15 protein-coding genes and 1 riboswitch are annotated in these 22,280 nt (G+C 71.1%); of the genes, 7 read left to right on the top strand and 8 right to left on the bottom strand.

Going from position 1 to position 22,280, the window contains the following annotated elements:
* Window positions 1-10: 10 nt before the first annotated feature.
* The 6 genes from EWH70_RS01160 to EWH70_RS01135 are packed head-to-tail and all read right to left on the bottom strand — an operon-like array spanning window position 11 to window position 8,339.
* Complete coding sequence (locus tag EWH70_RS01160; protein ID WP_130473300.1) at window positions 11-1,171, bottom strand: acyl-CoA dehydrogenase family protein; 1,161 nt, start codon at window positions 1,169-1,171, stop codon at window positions 11-13.
* Window positions 1,168-3,123 carry an acetyl/propionyl/methylcrotonyl-CoA carboxylase subunit alpha gene (locus EWH70_RS01155; RefSeq protein ID WP_130473299.1) on the bottom strand — a complete coding sequence of 652 codons (1,956 nt, stop codon included), beginning with the start codon at window positions 3,121-3,123 and terminating at the stop codon, window positions 1,168-1,170. Before EWH70_RS01155 ends, EWH70_RS01160 begins: the two co-directional genes overlap by 4 nt.
* A gap of 5 nt (window positions 3,124-3,128) precedes the next feature.
* Window positions 3,129-4,727 carry an acyl-CoA carboxylase subunit beta gene (locus tag EWH70_RS01150; RefSeq protein WP_205668997.1) on the bottom strand — a complete coding sequence of 533 codons (1,599 nt, stop codon included), beginning with the start codon at window positions 4,725-4,727 and terminating at the stop codon, window positions 3,129-3,131.
* Window positions 4,724-5,872: an acyl-CoA dehydrogenase family protein gene (locus EWH70_RS01145; RefSeq protein ID WP_130473298.1), complete on the bottom strand. Its 1,149-nt coding sequence runs from the start codon at window positions 5,870-5,872 to the stop codon at window positions 4,724-4,726. Before EWH70_RS01145 ends, EWH70_RS01150 begins: the two co-directional genes overlap by 4 nt.
* Window positions 5,869-7,551 (bottom strand): acyclic terpene utilization AtuA family protein, encoded by a 1,683-nt coding sequence (locus EWH70_RS01140; RefSeq protein ID WP_130473297.1) that lies wholly within the window; start codon window positions 7,549-7,551, stop codon window positions 5,869-5,871. The genes EWH70_RS01145 and EWH70_RS01140 overlap by 4 nt, the downstream gene beginning before the upstream one ends.
* Complete coding sequence (locus tag EWH70_RS01135; RefSeq protein ID WP_130473296.1) at window positions 7,548-8,339, bottom strand: TIGR03084 family metal-binding protein; 792 nt, start codon at window positions 8,337-8,339, stop codon at window positions 7,548-7,550. Before EWH70_RS01135 ends, EWH70_RS01140 begins: the two co-directional genes overlap by 4 nt.
* Before the next feature lie 158 nt (window positions 8,340-8,497).
* Between EWH70_RS01135 and EWH70_RS01130 the strand changes: the two genes are divergently transcribed.
* The 7 genes from EWH70_RS01130 to EWH70_RS01100 all read left to right on the top strand — a co-directional run bounded on the left by EWH70_RS01130 (window position 8,498) and on the right by EWH70_RS01100 (window position 19,649).
* Window positions 8,498-9,337: an enoyl-CoA hydratase-related protein gene (locus EWH70_RS01130; RefSeq protein WP_130473295.1), complete on the top strand. Its 840-nt coding sequence runs from the start codon at window positions 8,498-8,500 to the stop codon at window positions 9,335-9,337.
* Complete coding sequence (locus EWH70_RS01125) at window positions 9,334-9,942, top strand: acetoacetate decarboxylase family protein (RefSeq protein ID WP_240686722.1); 609 nt, start codon at window positions 9,334-9,336, stop codon at window positions 9,940-9,942. The genes EWH70_RS01130 and EWH70_RS01125 overlap by 4 nt, the downstream gene beginning before the upstream one ends.
* A gap of 198 nt (window positions 9,943-10,140) precedes the next feature.
* Complete coding sequence (locus EWH70_RS01120; protein ID WP_130473294.1) at window positions 10,141-13,038, top strand: ribonucleoside-diphosphate reductase subunit alpha; 2,898 nt, start codon at window positions 10,141-10,143, stop codon at window positions 13,036-13,038.
* A 13-nt stretch (window positions 13,039-13,051) separates the two neighbouring features.
* Window positions 13,052-14,131, top strand: a complete 1,080-nt coding sequence (locus EWH70_RS01115; protein WP_130473293.1) for a ribonucleotide-diphosphate reductase subunit beta — start codon at window positions 13,052-13,054, stop codon at window positions 14,129-14,131.
* Window positions 14,132-14,402: 271 nt separating this feature from the next.
* Window positions 14,403-14,655, top strand: a riboswitch (cobalamin riboswitch).
* Between the two features lie 131 nt (window positions 14,656-14,786).
* Window positions 14,787-17,084: a 5-methyltetrahydropteroyltriglutamate--homocysteine S-methyltransferase gene (gene metE / locus EWH70_RS01110; protein ID WP_130473292.1), complete on the top strand. Its 2,298-nt coding sequence runs from the start codon at window positions 14,787-14,789 to the stop codon at window positions 17,082-17,084.
* A 358-nt stretch (window positions 17,085-17,442) separates the two neighbouring features.
* Window positions 17,443-19,182, top strand: coding sequence for a putative bifunctional diguanylate cyclase/phosphodiesterase (locus tag EWH70_RS01105; RefSeq protein ID WP_420809028.1), 1,740 nt, complete (start codon window positions 17,443-17,445; stop codon window positions 19,180-19,182).
* 14 nt (window positions 19,183-19,196) lie between these two features.
* Window positions 19,197-19,649, top strand: coding sequence for a peroxiredoxin (locus tag EWH70_RS01100; RefSeq protein ID WP_130473291.1), 453 nt, complete (start codon window positions 19,197-19,199; stop codon window positions 19,647-19,649).
* Window positions 19,650-19,746: 97 nt separating this feature from the next.
* Here the strand turns inward: EWH70_RS01100 and EWH70_RS01095 are convergent, their stop codons facing one another.
* Both EWH70_RS01095 and EWH70_RS01090 read right to left on the bottom strand, forming a co-directional pair.
* Window positions 19,747-20,916: an LCP family protein gene (locus EWH70_RS01095; RefSeq protein ID WP_130473290.1), complete on the bottom strand. Its 1,170-nt coding sequence runs from the start codon at window positions 20,914-20,916 to the stop codon at window positions 19,747-19,749.
* Between the two features lie 82 nt (window positions 20,917-20,998).
* Window positions 20,999-22,255 carry an SAM-dependent methyltransferase gene (locus EWH70_RS01090; protein WP_130473289.1) on the bottom strand — a complete coding sequence of 419 codons (1,257 nt, stop codon included), beginning with the start codon at window positions 22,253-22,255 and terminating at the stop codon, window positions 20,999-21,001.
* Window positions 22,256-22,280 lie beyond the last annotated feature (25 nt).

Raw genomic sequence — 22,280 nt, 5'->3', positions numbered from 1 at the left:
GGTGTTCCTCTCAGTAGGACTTCGGCAGCCCGAGGCTGTGCTGCGCGACGAAGTTCAGGACCATTTCCCTGCTGACCGGCGCGATCCGGCCGACCCGGGTCGCGGCGATCAGCGCGCCGAGACCGTACTCGCTGGCCAGGCCGTTGCCGCCGTGGGTCTGCACGGCCTGGTCGACGGCGTGGATGGCGACCTCGGCGGCGGCGTACTTGGCCATGTTGGCCGCCTCGCCCGCGCCGAAGTCGTCGCCCGAGTCGTAGAGCGCCGCGGCCTTCTGGGTCATCAGCTTGGCCAGTTCCAGCTCGATCTTGACCTGCGCCAGTGGGTGCGCGAGCCCCTGGTGGGCGCCGATCGGCGTGCCCCACACGCTGCGTTGTTTGGCGTAGCCGACCGCCTTGTCCAGTGCGAACCTGGCCACCCCCAGCGAGAACGACGCGCCCATGATCCGCTCCGGGTTGAGCCCGGCGAACAGCTGCGCGATGGCGGCGTCCTCGGAGCCGACCAGCGCGTCGGCCGGCAGCTCGACGTCGTCGAGGAACAGCCCGAACTGGCTGTCCGCCGAGACCAGGTCCATGTCGATGCGGTTGTACTCGAACCCGGGCGCGTCGGTGGGCACGATGTAGAGCGCCGGCTTGAGCTTGCCGGTCTTCGCGTCCTCGGTGCGGCCGACGACCAGCACGGCGTCGGCCTCGTCGACCCCGGAGATGAACACCTTGCGGCCGGACAGCACCCAGCCGCCACCGGGCTTGCGCCGCGCGGTGGTGGTCAGCCGGTGCGAGTTGGATCCGGCGTCGGGCTCGGTGATGGCGAACGCCATCCGCACCTCGCCGCTGGCGAACCCGGGCAGCCACCGCTTCTTCTGCTCGTCGGTGCCGAACCGGGCGATGACCGTGGCGCAGATGGCCGGGGACACCACCATCAGCAGCATCGGCGTCCCGGCTGCGCAGAACTCCTCGCAGACCGCGGCCAGGTCGCCGATGCCGGCGCCGCCGCCACCGAACTCCTCCGGTACGGCCACACCCAGGTAACCCAGGCGGCCCGCCTCGTCCCACAACTCGGCGGTATGTCCACCGGACCGGGCGATCTTGGCGTACCACTCGTAGCCGTAGCTGCGGCCCAGCTCGCCGACGGCCTTGCGCAGCGCGGCGCGCTCCTCGGACTCGGTGAAGTTCATCCCTGCTCCTCCACTACTGCCAGCACGGCACCGACCTCGACCTGCTGGCCGACGGTCACGGGCAACTGGGTAACCACGCCGTCGGCCGGCGCGGCGATGCGGTGTTCCATTTTCATGGCCTCCAGCCACAGCAGCGGGTCGCCGGAGCGGACTGTCTCGCCGGGCGAGACGGCGATCCGGGTGACGCTGCCCGGCATCGGCGCGACCAGCGACCCGGCGGCCAGTGCCGCCTCCGGGTCGGCGAACCGGGGCGCCCGGACCAGGCCGACCGGCCCCAGCGGGGAGTCCACCCACACCTCGGCTCCGTAGCGGGCCACCCGGAACGTCCTGCGCAGGCCGGACACGGTCAGCACCACCTCGTCCGGGGTGGCGCCGACCAGTTCGACGTCCGGGTGACCGCTCAGCCCGTCCCTGCCGAGCGTGTAGGTCACCTCGTATTCGTCGTCACCGTGGCGGTACACCTTGCGCTGCGGCACCGAGGCGACGTTGCGCCAGCCGCTGGGCAGCCTGCCCTGGACCCGCGCCGACGCGCGGTTGGCGGCGGCCTCGGCCAGCGCGGCCGCCAGGGCCGACAGCCGGACCGCGTCCGGGTTCGCCAGCGGCTCGGCCAGCTCGGTGAGGCCGTGCCGGTCGAAGAACGCCGTGTCGGTGTCACCGGCCAGGAACGCCGGGTGCCGCAGCACGTTGACCAGCAGGTCCCGGTTGGTGCCCAGGCCGTGGATCCGCGCCCCGGCCAGCGCGGCGGCGAGCCGCCGGACGGCGGCGGTGCGGTCGGGTGCCCAGGCGATGACCTTGGCCAGCATCGGGTCGTAGAAAACGCCGACCGTCGACCCCGACTCCACGCCGCTGTCCAGCCGCACCCCGGCACTGCCGCCGGTGGTGAACTCGACGTCCACCCCGGGCAGTTCGAACCGGTGCAGCGGCCCGCTCTGCGGGCGCCAGCCGGAGTCCACGACGGTCTCGGCGTACAGCCGCACCTCGATGGCGTGGCCGGTCCACTGTGGAGGGTCGGCGGGCAGCCGGTGCCCCTCGGCGATGCGCAGCTGCAGGTCGACCAGGTCCAGGCCGGTGACGCACTCGGTGACCGGGTGCTCCACCTGCAGGCGGGTGTTCATCTCCAGGAAGAAGAACTTCCCGTCGTTGGTGGCCAGGAACTCCACCGTCCCGGCACCGACGTAGTCGATGGCCTTGGCCGCCGCGCGGGCCGCGGTGAACAGTTCCTCCCGCATCGCCGGGCCGACCAGCGGCGAGGGCGCCTCCTCGACGACCTTCTGGTGCCGCCGCTGGATGGAGCACTCGCGCTCCCCCACCGCCCACACCGTGCCGTGCCGGTCGGCCAGCACCTGGACCTCGATGTGCCTGCCAGTCTCGACGTAGGGTTCGCAGAACACCGTCGCGTCGCCGAACGCGGACTCGGCCTCCGCCGAGGCCCCGGCGACGGCCTCGGCCAGTTCGGCGAGTTCGCGGACGACCCGCATGCCCCGGCCACCGCCGCCGGCGGACGCCTTCACCAGCACCGGGAGGTCGGCCTCGGTGATCTTGTCCGGGTCCAGTTCGCCGAGCACCGGCACGCCGGCCCGCTCCATCAGCCGTTTGGACTCCACTTTGGACCCCATCGACTCGATGGCGTCCGGGTCGGGGCCGACCCAGGTCAGCCCGGCTTCGGTGACGGCGCGGGCGAACGCGGCGTTCTCGGACAGGAAACCGTAGCCGGGGTGGACGGCGTCGGCACCGGCGTCCAGTGCCGCCCGCACGACCAGGTCGGCCCGCAGGTAGGTCTCGGCGGGCGTGTTGCCGGGCAGCCGGACGGCCGCGTCGGCGGCCCGGGCGTGCGGGGCGTCCGCGTCGGCGTCGGAGTACACGGCCACGGTGCCGATCCCGGCGTCGCGGCAGCTGCGGAACACCCGCAGCGCGATCTCGCCGCGGTTGGCGACCAGGAGTTTCGTGATCATCGCCCTCACATCCTGAAGACGCCGAAGCCGTCGGTGCCGCGCACCGGGCCGTTGGCGATCGCCGAGAGGCTCAGGCCGAGCACCGTCCGGGTGTCGCGCGGGTCGATGATCCCGTCGTCGTAGAGCATCCCGGACAGGAACATCGGCAGCGACTCCGCCTCGATCTGTCCTTCCACCATGGCCCGCATGGCCGCGTCGTTCTCCTCGCTGTAGTCCTGCCCGCGTGCGGCGGCGGCCTGCCGGGCCACGATCGACAGCACGCCGGCCAGCTGCTGCGGTCCCATCACCGCGGACTTGGCGCTGGGCCAGGCGAACAGGAACCGTGGCCCGTAGGCCCGGCCGCACATGCCGTAGTGACCGGCGCCGTAGGAGGCGCCCATGAGCACCGACAGGTGCGGCACCCGGGAGTTGGACACGGCGTTGATCATCATCGCGCCGTGCTTGATGATGCCGCCCTGCTCGTACTCCCTGCCCACCATGTAGCCGGTGGTGTTGTGCAGGAAGATCAGCGGCGTGTCGGTCTGGTTGGCCAGCTGGATGAACTGGGTGGCCTTCTGCGACTCCTCGCTGAACAGCACGCCACGGGCGTTGGCGAGGATGCCGACCGGGTAGCCGTGCAGGCTCGCCCAGCCGGTGACCAGGCTGGGGCCGTAGAGCGGCTTGAACTCGTCGAAGTCGGAGTCGTCGACGATGCGGGCGATCACCTCGCGCGGGTCGAACGGCACCTTGAGGTCCTCGGGCACGATGCCGAGCAGGTCCTCCGGGTCGTGGACCGGCTCGCCGTAGCCGGTCCGGGGCGCCGGGCCCTGCTTGCGCCAGTTCAGCCTGCGCACGATCCGCCTGCCGATGCGGATGGCGTCCTCCTCGTCGGCGGCGAGGTAGTCGGCCAGACCGGACACCCGGGCGTGCATCTCGGCGCCGCCGAGCGACTCGTCGTCGGACTCCTCGCCGGTGGCCATCTTCACCAGCGGCGGCCCGCCGAGGAACACCTTGGCCCGCTCCTTGACCATGACCACGTAGTCGGACATGCCCGGCAGGTAGGCGCCGCCCGCGGTGGAGTTGCCGAACACCAGCGCCACGGTGGGCAACCGGTCGGCGCTGGCCTGGGTGAGGTTGCGGAAGGTGGCGCCACCGGGGATGAAGATCTCCTTCTGCGCGGGCAGATCCGCGCCGCCGGACTCGACCAGGTTGACCGTCGGCAGCCGGTTCTGCGCGGCGATCTCCGCCGCCCGCAGCCCCTTCTTCAGGCTGGACGGGTTGCTGGCACCGCCCTTCACCGTCGGGTCGTTGGCGACCACCATGCACTCGACGCCCTCGACGACGCCGATGCCGGTGACGACGCTGCCGCCCACCTGGTAGTCGGTGCCCCAGGCGGCCAGCGGGGACAGTTCCAGGAACGGTGAGTCCTCGTCGAGCAGCAGCTCGACCCGTTCGCGGGCCATCAGCTTGCCGCGTTCGCGATGGCGCTGCACGTACTTCTCGCCGCCACCGGCGACGGCCTTCGCGTGCTCGGCCTCCAGTGCGGCGAGCTTGGCCAGCATCGCGTCGCGGTTGGCGCCGAACTCCGGCGCGTTCGCGTCCACAGTGGACTTCAGTGTCGTCATGAGGTGTATCCCAGTACTTTCGCTGCCAGTCCGGCGAGGATCTCGTTGGTACCGCCGCCGATGCCGAGGATGCGCATGTCGCGGTAGGCACGTTCCACCTCGACCTCGCGCAGGTACCCGGCCCCGCCGTGCAGCTGGACGGCCTCGTTGACCACCCACTCCCCCGCCTCGACGGCGGTGTTCTTGGCGAAGCAGGCCTCGGCCACCACCGACTCGCCCGCCACGTGCCGCAGGGCGACCTGCCGGGTGTAGCCGCGCGCCACGTCGATCCGCCGGGCCATGTCGACGAGCTTGTGCTGCACCAGCTGCCGGGAGATCAGCGGGCGGCCGAACGTCTCCCGCAGCCTGCACCACTCCAGCGTGACGTCGAGTGCCCGCTGCGCCGTGGCGTAGGCCTGCACGGCCAGCGCCAGCCGTTCGGTGACGAACTGGGTGGCGACCTGGGCGAACCCGCTGTTCTCAGCGCCGACCAGGTTGGCCGCGGGCACCCGCGCGTCGATGAAGGACAGCTCGGCGGTGTCGGAGCAGTGCCAGCCCATCTTGCGCAGCTTGCGGTTGGCCAGGAATCCCGGCGTCCCGCGCTCGACGACCAGCAGCGACAACCCGTGCGCGCCCGGTTCGCCGGTGCGGACCACGGTGGTGACGAAGTCGGCCCGCCAGCCCGAGGTGATGAACGACTTCATGCCGTTGACGACGTAGTGGTCACCCTCGCGGCGGGCGGTGGTGCGCACCGAGGCGACGTCGGACCCACCCTCCGGTTCGGTGACGGCGAGCGAGCCGATCAGCTCACCGGCCAGCACCGGCCGGACCCAGCGGTCGATCTGCGTGGCGTCACCGGCCTCGACGATGTGCGGCAGCGCGATGCCGCCGGTGAACAACGACGCCAGCACACCGCCGGAGGCTCCGGCGTAGAGCATCTCCTCGGCGACGGTCAGCGAGTCGACGAGGTTGCCGCCACCACCGCCGGCGGACTCGGGGAACCCGGCGCCGAGCAGGCCCAGCTCCCCGGCCTTGCGGTGCAGGTCGCGGGGCAGTTCCCCGTCGTCCTCCCAGTCGTCGAGGTTCGGGGCGATCTCCTTCTCGACGAACGTGCGTACCGTCTGGCGCAGTGCCCGTCGTTCGGGGGTGTCGAAGGGGTCGGTCACAGCAGTTCCTCCGGTACGTCGACGTGCCGGGCCCGCAGCCACTCGCCGAGTGCCTTGGCCTGCGGGTCGAATCGGGCCTGCGAGGACACTCCCTGCCCGAGGATGCCCTCGACGACGAAGTTGAGTGCCAGCAGGTTGGGCAGCCGGTGCCTGTGCACGGTCAGGTCCGCGGTCTCCGGCAGCAGCCGCCGGAACTCCTCGACGGTGAGCGTCGCGTCCAGCCACCGCCAGGCCTCCGCGGAACGCACCCACACGCCGACGTTGGCGTCGCCGCCCTTGTCGCCGCTGCGGGCTCCGGCGATCGTGCCCAGCGGTACCCGGCGTACCGGCCCGGCCGGCGGTTCCGGCACCTCGGCCGAGTCCACTTCGGCCAGTTCGCGGGTGTCTGCGGCGGGGGCGATGTCGATCCGGCTGCCGTCGGGCAGGACGGCGACGTGCGGCACGGCGTCGTTGCCGACGTAGGCCGGGGTGTACACGCCGTAGGGCGCGCCGTCCGAGGGCGGCGCGGTGACGTGGAAGCCGGGGTAGCTGGCCAGCGCCAGCTCGATGGCCGCGCCGCTGAACGCCCTGCCGACCACCTTCGGGTCCGGGTCCTTGACCACGCAGCGCAGCAGGGCGCTGGCCTGCTGTTCGCTCGCGGCGTCGGGCTGGTCGGTGCGGGCCAGCGTCCAGCGGATCTCCTTGGGAGGACTGGGTTTCAGCGCCGTGGTGACCTGCTCGCGCACCAGCGCGGCCTTGGCCTCGATGTCCAGTCCGGTGAGAACGAACGTGGTCTCGTTGCGGAAGCCGCCGACGGTGTTGACGCACACCTTCGTCGTCGGCGGGGGCGGCTCGCCGGTGGCGCCGGAGATCCGCACCCGGTCGGGTCCCTGCTGGTCCAGTGTCAGCGTGTCGAACCGGGTGGTGACGTCCGGGCCGGCGTAGCGGGGGCCGCCGATCTCGTACAGCAGCTGCGCGGTAACGGTGCCGACGGTGACCGCGCCGCCGGTGCCCTCGTGCTTGGTGATCACGCTGGACCCGTCGGCGTCGATCTCGGCGAGCGGGAAGCCGGGCCGGGTGACGTCGTGCTCGGTGAAGAAGGCGTAGTTGCCGCCGGTGGCCTGCGCGCCGCACTCCAGGACGTGCCCGGCGGCGACGGCTCCGGCGAGCCGGTCGTAGTCGGTGCGGGCCCAGCCGAACTGCGCCGCGGCCGGCCCGACGACCAGCGACGCGTCGGTGACCCTGCCGGTCACGACGACGTCGGCACCGGCGTCGAGGCATTCGACGATGCCCCAGGCGCCGAGGTAGGCGTTGGCGGTCAGCGGGGTGCCCAGGCCCAGCTCGTCCGCGCGGCCGAGCAGGTCGTCGCCCTCGACGTGGGCGATGGCCACGTCGACGCCGAGCCGTGTGGCCAGGTCCCGCAACGCGGCGGCCAGTCCCGCGGGGTTGAGCCCGCCAGCGTTGGTGACGACCCGGACACCGTGCGCCTTGGCCAGTCCCAGGTTCTGTTCCATCTGGCGCAGGAACGTCTTGGCGTAGCCGCGGCCGGGGTCCTTCATCCGGTCGCGGCCGAGGATGAGCATGGTCAGCTCGGCGAGGTAGTCGCCGGTGAGGACGTCCAGGTCCCCGCCGGTGAGCATCTCCTCCACCGCCGAGAAGCGGTCGCCGTAGAAGCCGGAGGCGTTGCCGATGCGGATCACGCTTGACCTCCCGGCTCGCGTCCCCCGCCGGGCGGGCCGGCGAACGCCTGCGCGATCGTCAGCCACTCCGCCGCCTGCTCGCCGACGGCCACGACGTCGGTGTCGTCGCGGTGACGGCGCTGGGTGACCAGCAGGCAGAAGTCCAGTGCGCTGCCGGTGACCCGCTGGGCGGCGTCGGGCGGCCCCCAGTCCCAGACGGCGCCGTCCGGCGCGGTCAGCTCGACCCGGAACTCCTCCGCCGGCGGTGTGCGCTGGTTGACGGCGTAGGCGAAGTCGCGGGTACGCACGCCGAGACGGGCGATGTGCCACAGCCGGGCCGTCGGCTCGCGGACGACGCTGAACGTGTCGGCGACGTCCTGACCGTGCGCCCAGGTCTCCATCATCCGCGCGCTGGCCATCGACGCCGCGCTCATCGGCGGGCCGTACCAGGGGATCTTGTACCCCTCGGGGACGCCGGCCAGCGCGTCGGCGAGCGCCGCCCTGCCCTCGCGCCAGCGGGTCAGCAGCACCGGCGGCGGGTCGGCGGCGCCCTCCTCGGCGCCCTTGTCGACGAACGTCGCGGCCTCGGCGAGCACCGAGGCCAGCTCGGCCTGGAACGCCTCGGGGTCCCGGACGGCCAGCAGCGACTTCGCGTCGGTCCACGCGAGATGGGCGATCTGGTGGGCGATCGTCCAGCCGGGCGCCGGGGTGGGCCGCGCCCAGCCGCTGTCCGGCAGGCCGGCCACCAGATCGTCCACGACCTGCGACTCGTCGGCGAGATCACGCAGGATCGGGGTCAGGTCCGCCACGCGGGGCACCTCCTCTGCTCATCCGCAGCGTGGCACCCGCCGCCGAACAAATCAAGCGCGCTTGATTGTTTTTGCAGCACCCGTTGTTGACGGACTGCCAATGCGGGCCAGGGTGCGCTACCGTCGGGTGGACGCAGCCGACACCCCGGGGAGCAGGCGTGGCCGAGTACGAGGACATCACCTACCGAGTCGCGGACCGGATCGCCACCATCACGCTCAACCGGCCACAGGCCCGTAACGGCTACACCGTGCGGATGTCCGACGAGCTGGGCCACGCGATGGACCGCGCCGACAACGACGAGGACGTCCGCGTCGTGGTGCTCGCGGCGGCGGGGCCGGACTTCAGCGTCGGCGCGGACCTGTCCCAGGGCGGGTTCGACTTCGACGCCGAGACCGGCCCGGACGACGCCTGGCAGGAACCGGCCGGCCGGTGCTCGAAACGCGTGTTCGCGATGAACAAGCCGGTGATCGCCGCCATCCAGGGCGCGGCCGTCGGCGGGGGCATCACCATCACGCTGTCCGCCGACTACCGGCTCGCCGCCGACGACGCGCGGTTCGGGTTCGTGTTCGTCCGCAGGGGGATCTATCCCGAGGGCGCCTCGGCGTGGTTCCTCCCCCGGCTGGTCGGCATGGGCCGGGCGATGGACTGGATGATCAGCGGCCGGGTGTTCGACGCGCGGGAGGCGCTGGAAGCGGGCCTGGTGCACCGGCTGTACCCGGCCACGGAACTGCTGGACCGCGCCTACGAGCTGGCGGCCGAGCTGATCCGGACCACGGCACCGGTCTCGGTGGCGGTCACCCGGCAGCTGCTGTACCGGATGTCCGGCCTGGACTCGCCACTGCCGGTCCACCAGCTCGACTCCAAGCTCATCGGCAGCCTGCCGGCCAACCCGGACGCGGTCGAGGGCGTCCTGTCCTTCCTGCAGAAACGGCCACCGGAGTTCGGCCTGCGGGTCGACAAGGACCTGCCCGGCTTCCTGCCCTGGCGGCAGCCGTGAGCTACCCACCGCAGCCCTGGCACCTGGCCGGCCACGCCTACGCCTCGGTCTGGCGCGTCCCCGAGGCCGAGCTGCCCCCGCTGCCCGAGGGCACCCGCCCGGCCGTCGTCGGCGGCAGCGCCACCGTGGTCACCGCGTGGATCGACTACCAGCCGCCCGGCCAGCTCAGCTACTCCGAGCTGCTGGCCACCGTCACGCTGGCCGCCGCCAAGCCCACCGCCACGATCACCGACATCTGGGTGGACAGCGAGGTGTCGCTGGCGGGCGGGCGCGAGCTGTGGGGAATCCCCAAGGACCTGGCGGTGTTCGACTTCTCCCCCGGCCGCACGTTCACCGCCACGGCGGCCACCGGCAGTGACTGGATCGCCACCGCCGCGTTCTCCGACCGGTTCGGCCTGCCGCTGCGGGTCCCGGCCGCCTTCGAGATCGTCCAGACCCTCGGCGGCGCGCTGTGCCGGACCCCGGTCCGGGCCCGCAGCGCCGCCCGGCTGGCGTCCGCCAGGTGGAACCTCAACCCGTCCGGGGCACTCGGATTCCTGGCCTCCCGGACCCCCGTTCTGAGCCTCCACCTGCCCGGATTCGAGCTCCACTTCGGACAGGTCTAACCCGGCTGAGGGACGCCCCGACACGCCACCCATTGGGGCACGTGCACGGCCACACCCCAACATGTAGTCTCTGGGCACCGGCAGCGCCCCAGCGGCGGGAGACGCGAGCGAGTGGTGCCGGACTCGACCTGCAGTGCCACCAGCACGCCGTCCGTGGGGGACGGCGTGGCGATCCGACGCGCCCTCTTGGAGTTGTGCATGTCCCTCGAAACCACCCAGCGGCCGCCCGCGGACCCGGACTCCGTTCCGGGCACCGTCCGGGTCATCCGCCGGGACGGCAGCGTGTCCCCGTTCGACGCCAGCAAGATCTCGGTCGCGATGACCAAGGCCTTCCTCGCCGTCGAGGGTGACGACGCCGCGGCGTCCTCGCGTATCCACCACCTGGTCAGCGAGCTGACCAAGCAGGTCGAGGCGTCGCTGCTGCGGCATGCCGGTCCCGAGACGGCCCTGCACATCGAGCAGATCCAGGACCTCGTCGAGCTGGCCCTGATGCGCGGCGAGCACCACAAGGTGGCCCGCGCCTACGTGCTCTACCGCGAGGAGCGGGCCAAGGCCCGCGCGGCCGCCACCCCGGCCCGCACCGAGTCCGCGATCAACGTCCGGGCGGCCGACGGCTCGCTGCGCCCGCTCGACTGGGACCGCGTCGCGCACGTCGTCGGCGAGGCCGTCGCCGGTCTGGAGGACGTGTCGGCCGAGCCGGTGCTGGCCGAGACCCGGCGCAACCTCTACGACGGCATCAGCGCCGACGAGCTGGCGCTGGCGCAGATCATGGCCGCGCGCACGCTGGTCGAGCAGGAGCCCAACTACTCCTACGTGTCCGCCCGGCTGCTGGCCGACAAGCTGCGGGCCGAGGCGCTGAGCTACCTGGCCGGCGCGCCGCGGCAGGCCAGCCAGGACCAGATGGCCGAGCTCTACCCCGGCTACTTCCGCGACTACCTGCGCCGGGCCATCGAGCTGGAGCTGGTCGACGGCGAGCTGGCCACGTTCGACCTGGACCGGATCACCGCCGCGCTGCGTGCCGAGCGTGACCTCGACTTCGGCTTCCTCGGCCTGCAGACCCTCTACGACCGGTACTTCCAGCACCACGACGGCACCCGGTTCGAGCTGCCGCAGGCGTTCTTCATGCGGGTGGCCATGGGTCTGGCCATCCGGGAGAACGACCGCGAGGCCAGGGCCATCGAGTTCTACGAGCTGCTCTCGTCGTTCCACTTCATGGCCTCGACGCCGACGCTGTTCAACTCCGGCACCACCCGCCCGCAGCTGTCCTCGTGCTTCCTCACCACCGTCGACGACGACCTGGACTCGATCTTCCAGGCGTACAAGAACAACGCGCTGCTGGCGAAGTACTCGGGCGGGCTGGGCAACGACTGGACCCCGGTGCGCGGCCTCGGCGCCCACATCAAGGGCACCAACGGCCAGTCGCAGGGTGTCGTGCCGTTCCTGAAGATCGCCAACGACACCGCCGTCGCGGTCAACCAGGGCGGCAAGCGCAAGGGTGCGGCCTGTGCCTACCTGGAGACCTGGCACGTCGACATCGAGGAGTTCCTCGACCTGCGCAAGAACACCGGTGACGACCGGCGGCGCACGCACGACATGAACACCGCGAACTGGGTGCCCGACGAGTTCCTGCGCCGCGTCGAGGCCGGTGGCACCTGGACGCTGTTCTCCCCCAACGAGGTCCCCGACCTGCACGACCTCTACGGCAACGCGTTCGCCCAGCGCTACCGCGAGTACGAGGCCGCCGCCGAGCGTGGCGAGATCAAGGTGTTCCGCCAGGTGCGCGCGGTCGACCTGTGGCGGCGCATGCTGACCATGCTGTTCGAGACCGGGCACCCGTGGATCACGTTCAAGGACCCGTGCAACCTGCGTTCGCCGCAGCAGCACGTCGGCGTCGTGCACTCGTCCAACCTGTGCACCGAGATCACGCTGAACACCAACAGCGACGAGGTCGCGGTCTGCAACCTCGGCTCGGTCAACCTGCTCAAGCACGTCACCCCGGACGGGCTGGACACGCAGCGGCTGGAGAAGACCGTCCGCACGGCGGTCCGGATGCTCGACAACGTGATCGACATCAACTTCTACACGATCCCGGAGGCCCGCCGGTCCAACCTGCGGCACCGGCCGGTCGGGCTGGGGCTGATGGGCTTCCAGGACGCGCTGTTCGAGCTGGGCCTGCCGCTGTCGTCGGAGGCCGCCGTCGAGTTCGCCGACCGCAGCATGGAGCACATCAGCTACTACGCGATCTCGGCGTCGACCGACCTCGCCGAGGAGCGTGGCCAGTACCAGACGTTCGAGGGCTCGCTGTGGAGCAAGGGAATCCTGCCGATCGACTCGCTGCGCCTGCTCGCCGAGGCACGCCAGGGTGACGCGCTCGACATCGACATGACGTCCACACTGGACTGGAACTCGCTGCGGCAGCGGGTGATGACGGTCGGCATGCGCAACTCCAACGTCATGGCGATCGCGCCGACGGCCACCATCTCCAACATCTGCGGGGTCGGCCAGTCGATCGAGCCGCTGTTCCGGAACCTGTTCGTGAAGTCGAACATGTCCGGCGACTTCACCGTGGTCAACCCGCACCTGGTCCGCAGCCTCAAGGAGCGCGACCTGTGGGACGAGGTCATGGTGTCGGACCTGAAGTACTTCGACGGCAGCCTCGGCCAGATCGACCGCGTGCCCGACGACCTCAAGGACCTCTACGCCACCGCGTTCGAGGTGGAGAGCAAGTGGCTGGTCGACGCCGCCTCGCGCAGGCAGAAGTGGATCGACCAGGCGCAGTCGCTGAACCTGTACATCGCGGCGCCCAGCGGCCGCAAGCTGGACGAGCTGTACCGCTACGCCTGGCACAAGGGTCTCAAGACCACCTACTACCTGCGGGCCCAGTCGGCCACGCACGTGGAGAAGAGCACCCTGCGGGGCACCGACGGCAAGCTGAACGCGGTGTCGGCCACCCCGGCTCCCGCGCCGTCGCCGTCGCCCGCGCCCGCTCCGTCGCCCTCCCCCAGCCCGTCGCCGTCGGCGGCCGACGTGGACTTCACCGCGACCGACGGTGCCGCCTGCCGGATCGACGACCCCGACTGCGAAGCCTGCCAGTAAAGGAACCCAGGGAATGACCAACACCGAAGCACCGCTGACCGACGCCACCGGCCTCGGCGAGATCGAGCGTGGCGCCGAGCGGATCAACGTCGACGACAAGCGGATGATCAACGCCCGCGCCGACGTCAACCAGCTCCTGCCGCTGAAGTACCGGTGGGCGTGGGAGAAGTACCTCGCCGGCTGCAACAACCACTGGATGCCGACCGAGGTCGCCATGCAGGCCGACATCGCGCTGTGGAAGTCCCCGGACGGGCTGACCGACGACGAGCGGCAGATGCTCAAGCGCAACCTGGGCTTCTTCGCCACGGCGGAGTCGCTGGTGGCCAACAACATCGTGCTCGCGGTGTACCGGCAGATCACCAACCCGGAGTGCCGGCAGTACCTGTTGCGGCAGGCGTTCGAGGAGGCCGTGCACACGCACACCTTCCAGTACATCTGCGAGAGCCTCGGCCTGGTCGAGGGCGAGCTGTTCAACATGTACCGCGAGGTCCCGTCCATTTCGGACAAGGACGCGTGGGCGCTGAAGTACACGCAGAACCTGGAGAACCCGGACTTCGAGACCGGCACGCCGGAGGCCGACCAGGCGTTCCTGCGCGACCTGGTGGCGTTCTACGTCATCTTCGAGGGAATGTGGTTCTACACCGGGTTCGCGCAGATCCTGTCGCTGGGCAGGCGCAACAAGATGGTCGGCATCGCCGAGCAGTACCAGTACATCCTGCGGGACGAGTCGATCCACCTGAACTTCGGCATCGACTGCATCAACCAGATCAAGATCGAGAACCCGCACCTGTGGACTCCGGAGTTCCAGGAGGAGGTGCGCGGGATGCTGACCGAGGCGTGTGAGCTGGAGGTCGCCTACGCCCGCGACACCATGCCGCGCGGCATGCTCGGGCTGTCGGCGGAGCTGTGCGAGCAGTACATGCACTTCATCACCGACCGCAGGGCGCAGCAGATCGGCCTGGCCCCGATCTTCGGCGAGAACGAGAACCCGTTCCCGTGGATGTCGGAGGCGATGGACCTGAAGAAGGAGAAGAACTTCTTCGAGACCCGCGTCATCGAGTACCAGTCCGGCGGCGCGCTCGACTGGGACTGACGGCTCACAGGGTGGGGTCTCGCCAGCGGGACCCCGCCTCCCGTCCCGGTCAAAGCACGTGAAGGCCACCTTCATTACGTCAGACGTGATGAAGGTGGCCTTCACGCCGACCCGCAGCCAACGGCACCATCCTTGCGAGTTTCGCAATCATGGTGCCCTTCGTAGCAGCGCCGCAGGCGCGGGCCACCCGGCTTCGCCAGCCCCGCACCCCGCACACCCCAGCGCCGATTCCAGCACACGAGAGGATCGGCTCCGGGGGCGTTTCGCTGCTACCCTCGGGCACGCCACTGGTTTCCCGGCGCGGCCACGTGCCGGGAAGGCAACAGGGAACCCGGTGCGAATCCGGGACTGCCCCGCAGCGGTATGTGGGAACGAACGCCGTCACCGTCGGCCACCAGGCCGGCGGTCCAGCACTGGGCCAGCTGCCCGGGAAGCGACGGCCATTAGGCCCGGCTCGGCGAGCCCGCCGATTCCGTCGAGTCCTGCCCACGAGTCCGAAGACCTGCCCGTGGTGCGCGTGCCGCCGGCACGCGCGGGTCCGGGCCACGCGGGCAGGCTCGTCCGAACCAGGCGGTGGCCGGTGCCCTCGCCCGGTTCGCATGCGCTCTCTCGCCTGACCCGGGCTCGTTCGAACGAGCTCGCGAGGAGAGAGCTAGTGACAGACCACAACCGCGTTGGCACGACCGTTCTGGGGTATCCCCGGATCGGGCCCGACCGGGAGCTGAAGAAGGCCGTCGAACGCTACTGGGCGGGCCGGATCGACGAGGCCGAGCTGAACGAGGTGGCCCGCGGCCTGCGCGTGGACACCTGGCGCAGGCTGGCCGGCGCCGGCCTGAACTCCGTGCCCTCCAACACCTTCTCCTTCTACGACCAGGTGCTCGACGCGAGCGTGCTGTTCGGCGCGCTGCCGTCGCGGTTCACCGGCCTGGGCCTGTCGCCTGTCGACACCTACTTCGCCGCCGCCCGCGGGGTGCAGGAGGCGCCTGCGCTCGAGATGACCAAGTGGTTCGACACCAACTACCACTACCTGGTGCCCGAGCTGGGCCCGGACACGGCCTTCACGCTGGCGGGCAGCAAGCCGCTGGACGAGTTCCGCGAAGCTCGCGCGGCCGGCGTCGTCACCCGGCCGGTGCTGGTCGGCCCGGTCACCTACCTGCTGCTGGCCAAGGCGGCCTCCGGCGCTCCGGAGGACTTCCGCCCGCTGGACCTGCTGGAGTCGCTGCTGGGCGCCTACACCGAGCTGCTGGCCCAGCTGCACGCCGAGGGCGTGCCGTGGGTGCAGCTGGACGAGCCTGCCTTCGCGGCCGACCGCACCCAGGACGAGCTGGACGCCCTGGCAACCGCCTACCGCGTGCTCGGCGGGCTCACCGACCGGCCGAGGCTGCTGGTCGCCGGGTACTTCGGCGCGCTCGGCGACGGGCTGGGCGTGCTGGCCCGCTCCCCCATCGACGCGCTGGCCGTCGACCTGGTCACCGACCCCGCCGCGGTACGGGCCGTGGCCGCCGAGGGCGCGCTGCGGGACAAGGAGGTCGTGGCCGGGGTGGTCGACGGCCGCAACATCTGGCGGGTCGACGTCGACGCGGCGCTGGCCAAGGCGGCGACCCTGCTCGGCACCGCCGGGTCGGTGAGCGTGTCGACGTCCTGCTCGCTGCTGCACGTTCCCTACACGGTCGACGTCGAGACCGGCATCGACCCGAGGGTGCGCGGCTGGCTGGCGTTCGCCGAGCAGAAGGTCGACGAGGTGGTGCTGCTGGGCGCGGCGCTGGCCGAGGGCACCGAGGCGGTCGCCGACCGGCTCGCCGCCGCACGGGCGGCCACGGCCGACCGGGCGGGCGCCGCCGACCTGCGCGACGACCGGGTGCGTGCCCGGCTGGACTCGCTGCGGCCGGAGCACAGCGTCCGCGGCGACTACGCCCGCCGGGCGCAGGCCCAGCGGCAGACGCTGGGCCTGCCGCCGCTGCCCACCACGACCATCGGGTCGTTCCCGCAGACCGCCGAGGTCCGCAAGGCGCGGGCGGCGTTCCGCGCGGGCACCATCGACGGCGACACGTACCAGACCGCGATGCGGGCGGAGATCGAGAAGGTCATCCGGCTGCAGGAGGAGCTGGGGCTGGACGTCCTGGTGCACGGTGAGCCCGAGCGCAACGACATGGTGCAGTACTTCGCCGAGCAGCTGAACGGGTTCGCGGCCACCGAGCACGGCTGGGTGCAGTCCTACGGCTCGCGCTGTGTGCGCCCGCCGATCCTGTACGGCGACGTGTCCCGGCCGGAGCCGATGACCGTGCGGTGGGCCTCCTACGCCCAGTCGCTGACCAGCAAGCCGGTCAAGGGCATGCTGACCGCGCCGGTGACGATCCTGGCCTGGTCGTTCGTCCGCGACGACCAGCCGCTGGGCGACACCGCGCGGCAGGTGGCGCTGGCCATCCGCGACGAGGTGCACGACCTGGAGTCGGCCGGAATCCGGATCATCCAGGTCGACGAGCCGGCGCTGCGGGAGCTGCTGCCGCTGCGCGCGGCCGAGCACGCGGCCTACTTCGACTGGGCCGTCGCGTCGTTCCGGCTGGCGACGTCGGGCATCGCCGACTCGACGCAGATCCACACGCACATGTGCTACTCGGAGTTCGGTGACATCCTCCCGGCTATCGACGCCATCGACGCCGACGTCACCAGCATCGAGGCGGCCCGTTCGCGGATGGAGGTGCTGGAGGACCTCGCCGCCGGCGGTTTCGGCCGCGGGGTGGGCCCCGGCGTGTACGACATCCACTCGCCGAGGGTCCCGGACACCGACGAGGTGTCGGCGCTGCTGCGCAAGGCACTCGACGCCGTGCCCGCGGACCGTCTGTGGGTCAACCCGGACTGCGGCCTGAAGACCCGGGGTTACGCGGAGGTGGAACCTTCGCTGAGTAACCTTGTCACTGCGACGGGTCAGGTCCGGGCGGAATTGACCGACTGACAACATCCCCTGGTGAGTGGCCTGTTTTCGAGGAAGCGGGCCACTCACCACGGGGGTAGCCACGATCGTGAACAAGTGGTACACAGAGTAATGAAATGGGCACTGATCATCACTCCTTCAGCCGGTAGACACTCCACTCGCACCATGATGACGTGGCAGGGCTCTCGGCCAACTCGTACCTGGCGTGTGCCTGGATCCGCACCCGGGGCGTTGAGCTGGCCTTCCTTCGGGCATGAAGAGGTGGAGTGTGCCGAGACCTGGTGACGCACCAGGATTGGTGGAGATCGTCCGCCGGTGGGCCACAACCCTGGCCGACACGGACGGAGTAAGCCTGCCGAGCGAACAGATCGAGGAACGGCTGTTCCGCTTCGCCGGTGAGGTCCGCGCTCAGGAGGAACAGGCGCGGCAGGCCGCCGTGCTGCGGTTCGCCGGGCTCTACGCGGCGTCACCGCTGGGCATCGCGCTGGCCGACCGGGCCGGCGAGATCGTCGAGGCCAATCCGGCGCTGGGCAAGATGCTCGGCCGCACCCCGGAATCGTTGCGCGGCACCATGATCGCCGATCTCGCCACCGACACCGGCGCCGCCGCCATGCTCGCCGACGGGCTGTCCGAGCTGGCGACGCAGGACATGTCGCTGTACCGCCAGCTGATCGAGCTGACCAACGCCGACGACGAGCCGCTGTGGGTCAACGTCACGCTGGCGCACCTGCCGGGCGACGCACCGGGTTCGGCGTACCCGGTGATGATGGTCGAGGACGTGAACGACCTGCACCTGCTGCAGGAGAAGCTGCGGTACCAGACGTTGCACGACAGCCTCACCGGGCTGCCGAACTCAACCAGCTTCGCCGCCCAGCTGGAGACGGCGATCGGCTCGGGCCGTCCCGGCCAGCTCGCGCTGGTCTACCTCGACGTCGACGGGTTCAAGGTCGTCAACGACGGGCTGGGCGCCGGAGTCGGCGACCAGGTGCTGCGGGGTGTCGCCCGCAAGCTGGCCGCGGTGTTCGGCGAGCACGAGGCGGTGCTGGCCCGGCTGTCCGGCGACGGTTTCGCCGTGCTGCTGCAAGGAGAACTCAACGCCACCGAGGTCATCGCGCTGGTGCAGCGGGCGCTGGAGGAACTCGGCGAGCCGACCTATCTGGAGGGCATCGGGATCGGCGTGAGCGCCAGCGCGGGCATCGTCGTGCGGGCCGCGGCCGGTGCCGACCCGTCGGAGCTGCAGCGGGCGGCGGAGATCGCACTGCACCGCGCCAAGGAGGCAGGCAAGGCGCAGTGGATGCTGTTCGACCCGGAGCTGGACGCCAAGGACCGCAGCCGGTACCGGCTCGGCGCGGCCATCGCCGGTGCGCTGGAGAACGGCGAGTTCTCGCTGATCTACCAGCCGACGGTGAAACTGGCCGATCCCGCCCAGCTCGCGGCGGTCAACGCCGGTGTTCGCTGGCACCACACGGAATTCGGGCTGCTCGAGTCCGACGAGTTCTTCCCGCTGGCCGAGGAGACCGGGATGATGATCCCGCTGGGCCGGTGGCTGCTGAAGGAGGCGCTCGCGGCGACCGCCCGCTGGCAGGAACGCTTCGGCGCCGCCGCTCCGGACGTCTGCCTGCGGCTGCCGTACCGGCTGGCGACCGATCCGGACCTGGTGCTGATGGTCAAGGAGGAGCTGGACCGCAACAACCTGCCGGCGCGGGCACTGCGGCTGTGCACGGACGGGCCGTCGGTGCTCGACCCGAACGGCGAGGTGATCGACTCGCTGGCGGTCCTCGCCGACCTCGGCGCGCACCTGGTGCTGGCCGTGTCGGGCACGGCGGATCTGGAGCTGATCCGCAAGCACCAGCTGCCGGTCCGGCACATCATCCTGTCCGGTGACGTGGTGGACGCCGTGGCCGAGACCGCCGACGAGGCCGCGACGCGGCACCTGTCGCACCTGGTCACCCGCGGCCGGGAGATGAACCTGCGGATCGGCGCGGAAGGCGTACGCAGCCTGGAGCAGGCCGGGCGGCTCAGGGAAGTCGGCGTGATCGCCGCCCGCGGGCCGTTCGTCACCGAGTCCGCCACGGCCGACGACGTCGAGGAGATGATCGCGCGGCACGCCGCCGGGTAGGGCATGATCGGCGCATGAAGCAGGGAGACCTCGCGCCGGACTTCACCCTCCCCGACGACACCGGCACGCCCCGGTCACTGTCCGATCTGCTCGCCGACGGGCCGGTGGTGCTGTTCTTCTACCCCGCGGCCATGACGTCGGGCTGCACGGCGGAGAGCTGCCATTTCCGTGATCTGGCCGCGGAGTTCGCCGAGGCGGGCGCGCAGCGCGTCGGGATCAGCCCGGACACCGTGGACCGGCAGGCCGAGTTCTCGGCGGCACACGGGTTCGACTACCCGCTGCTGTCCGACCCGGACGGCACGGTGGCGCGGCTGTTCGACGTGCGCCGCCGGTTCGGCCCGCTGCTCACCCGGCGGCAGACGTTCGTCATCGACACCGACCGCACCGTGCTCGCGGTGATCAAGAGCGAGCTGCGCATGTCCGTGCACGCCGACGAGGCCCTCAAAGCTCTCCGAGCCCGCGCCTGACCGCGAGTCGTACGTTCTCACGCGCGAGTCGTAGGTTCCGAATCGCGAACTCGCGCGTGGGAACCTACGACTCGCGCGGCTGTGCGTACGACTCGCGCTAATTCACGATCACGCTGTCCGGGATCGGGGTGTCGTTGCGCAGCGCGTCGAAGAGCTGACCGGACTTCTTCTTGTCCCAGGTCTCCGCCGACGCCGACGTCACCGGCACCGTCGTCGTGACCACGCCACCGGAGGAGATGCCCCGCATCGCCCAGGCCAGCCCGACCAGGTTGTGCACGTGGTCGCCGGTGTCCATGGTCAGCGCCTCGGGTGCCTCCGACAGCAGCGGGATCACGTCGAACGGGTTCAGCAGGGTCGCCGGGCTGGACATCTCGTTGACCAGCGCGCCGATGAACTTGCGCTGGTTGGCCACCCGGTCGAGGTCCGACCGCGGTGTCGCCGCGCTGTAGCGCATGCGGACGAAGCTCAGCGCCTGCGCGCCGTCGAGTTCCTGGCACCCCGCGGCCAGCTTCGCGCCGGTCTTGGTGTCGTTCATCTCCTGGTCCAGGCACATCTCGACACCACCGATGGCGTCGACGATGCCGGCGAACCCGCCGAACCCGATCTCCGCGTAGTGGTCGATCCGCAGGCCGGTGGCCTGCTCGACGGTCTTCGCCAGCAGCGCCGGGCCGCCGAACGAGAACGCGGCGTTGATCTTGTTGGTCCCGTGGCCGGGGATCTTCACCTGGGAGTCCCGCGGCAGGCTGAGCAGCGTCGGCGGGGTGTCGTTGTCCGGGATGTGCGCCAGCATGATCGAGTCGGTGCGCTGACCTGCCGTGTCACCGGTCGACAGCCTGGCCTCGTCCTCCGGGTCGAGCCCGGCCCGCGAGTCCGATCCGACGATCAGCCAGTTGGTGCCCGACGCGGCGGCGGGCCTGCCGTCGTAGTCGGCCAGCGCGTCCACCCGGTTGATGGAGAACTCCAGGTAGATCCACACACCGGCGAGCAGCACCACGAACACCATCAGCAGGCTGAGCAGTACCTTGCCCACGCTCCAGCGCCGCCGCCTGCGCGGCGGGCGCATCGGCGGCCTGCGCTGGTCCTGGGGCGGCGGGGGCGGCACGTCACGACGCGGCGGCTCCGCACGCACGGTGCTCGGCGGCACGTAGGGCGGCGGCTCGCCCTCCCGTCCCGGCAGCGGCATCATCCGCGTGTGCTGGTGCTGGCGGGGGCCTCGTGGACGGCGAGGCTGCGGGGGCGGCCCGCCGTAGTCTCCGCCGTAGGTCATCGCCCATCTCCCGTTCCGCGTTCGGCTGCCCTGTCGGTCACAAGTGAACCGCAGGCCGTCGAACTAGGGACGCCCGACACCCCTAAGTGGTTGTTTCGGCCGGTTTGGCGAAGCCGAACTGGTGAACCTTGAGGTAGCCGGACCGGAAGCCCGCCTCGGAATAGGCCAGGTAGAACTCCCACATCCGGCGGAACACCTCGTCGAAGCCGAGCGCGGCCACGTCGTTCCAGCGCTGGGTGAACCGGTCCCGCCACATGCGCAGCGTGCGGGCGTAGTCCTGGCCGAACTCCCGCACCGCCTGCAGCCGCAGCCCGCCGTGCTCGGCGACGCCGCGCTGGACCGACTCCACCGAAGGGATGAGCCCGCCGGGGAAGATGTACTTGTGGACCCAGGTGTAGGTGTCGGCCGCGGCCAGCATCCGGTCGTGGGCCATGGTGATGGCCTGGATGCCGAACTTCCCGCCCGGCCGTAGCCGCCTGCCGACGGTGTCGAAGAACGTCGGCCAGTACGCCGCGCCGACCGCCTCGATCATCTCCACGCTGACCACGGCGTCGTACTCGCCCTCGGCGTGCCGGTAGTCGCGCAGCTGCACGTCGACCCGGTCGGCCAGGCCCGCCGCGGCGATCCGCTCGGTGGCCAGCTTGCGCTGCTCGGTGGAGATGGTGAGCGAGGTGACCCGCGCTCCCCTGCCCGCGGCGCGCAGCGCCAGCTCGCCCCAGCCGGTCCCGATCTCCAGCACCCTGCTGCCCTCGCGGACGCCCGCGTAGTCCAGCACGCCGTCGATCTTGCGCCGCTGGGCGGCGGCGAGGTCGTCCTCGCCGGGCGCGAACAGCGCCGACGAGTAGGTCATCGTCTCGTCGAGGAAGGTGGCGAACAGGTCGTTGGACAGGTCGTAGTGACGGTGGATGTTGGACCGGGCGCCCTCGACCGTGTTCCGCTCACCGCGCGGCTGCTGCCGCTCGACGAGCCGCCGGAACCGTTGCAGCACAGGGGGAATCAGCGTCGCCATCCGCTCGGCGAACGGCGTCAGCAACTCGGCCAGCGCGTCGGTGGTCCAGTCCCCCACCATGTACGCCTCGCCGAAGCCGATCTTCGTGTCGGCACCCAGCCGGTGGAAGAACGCGGCGGGCCTGCGCAGCCGCATCTCGGGCGCGCCCGCGCCGCCCGCGCCCAGCGTGCTGCCGTCGGGCAGGGTGATCCGCACGTCGAGGGGGCGCACGGCCCTGCGGAACAACGCCTCGGCGATGCGGGCACGCCACGGCGCCCTCGGCGGTGTCGCGAGTCCCGGCCAGCGCTGGCCCGCTGCCGGGTTCGGCGATTCGACGCTCGATGTGCTCACGACTGTCCTCCCTTGATTCTGTTGT

Origin of the sequence: Amycolatopsis suaedae (assembly GCF_004214935.1) — a bacterium.
GTDB lineage: Bacteria > Actinomycetota > Actinomycetes > Mycobacteriales > Pseudonocardiaceae > Amycolatopsis > Amycolatopsis suaedae.
This window is presented reverse-complemented; position numbering and strand designations above follow the sequence as displayed.

Bases quoted from the DNA above. Each gene is read 5' to 3' on its own strand.
- EWH70_RS01160 (WP_130473300.1), bottom strand. From the start codon at position 1,171: ATGAACTTCACCGAGTCCGAGGAGCGCGCCGCGCTGCGCAAGGCCGTC.
- EWH70_RS01155 (WP_130473299.1), bottom strand. From the start codon at position 3,123: ATGATCACGAAACTCCTGGTCGCCAACCGCGGCGAGATCGCGCTGCGG.
- EWH70_RS01150 (WP_205668997.1), bottom strand. From the start codon at position 4,727: ATGACGACACTGAAGTCCACTGTGGACGCGAACGCGCCGGAGTTCGGC.
- EWH70_RS01120 (WP_130473294.1), top strand. From the start codon at position 10,141: ATGTCCCTCGAAACCACCCAGCGGCCGCCCGCGGACCCGGACTCCGTT.
- EWH70_RS01115 (WP_130473293.1), top strand. From the start codon at position 13,052: ATGACCAACACCGAAGCACCGCTGACCGACGCCACCGGCCTCGGCGAG.
- EWH70_RS01100 (WP_130473291.1), top strand. From the start codon at position 19,197: ATGAAGCAGGGAGACCTCGCGCCGGACTTCACCCTCCCCGACGACACC.
- EWH70_RS01095 (WP_130473290.1), bottom strand. From the start codon at position 20,916: ATGACCTACGGCGGAGACTACGGCGGGCCGCCCCCGCAGCCTCGCCGT.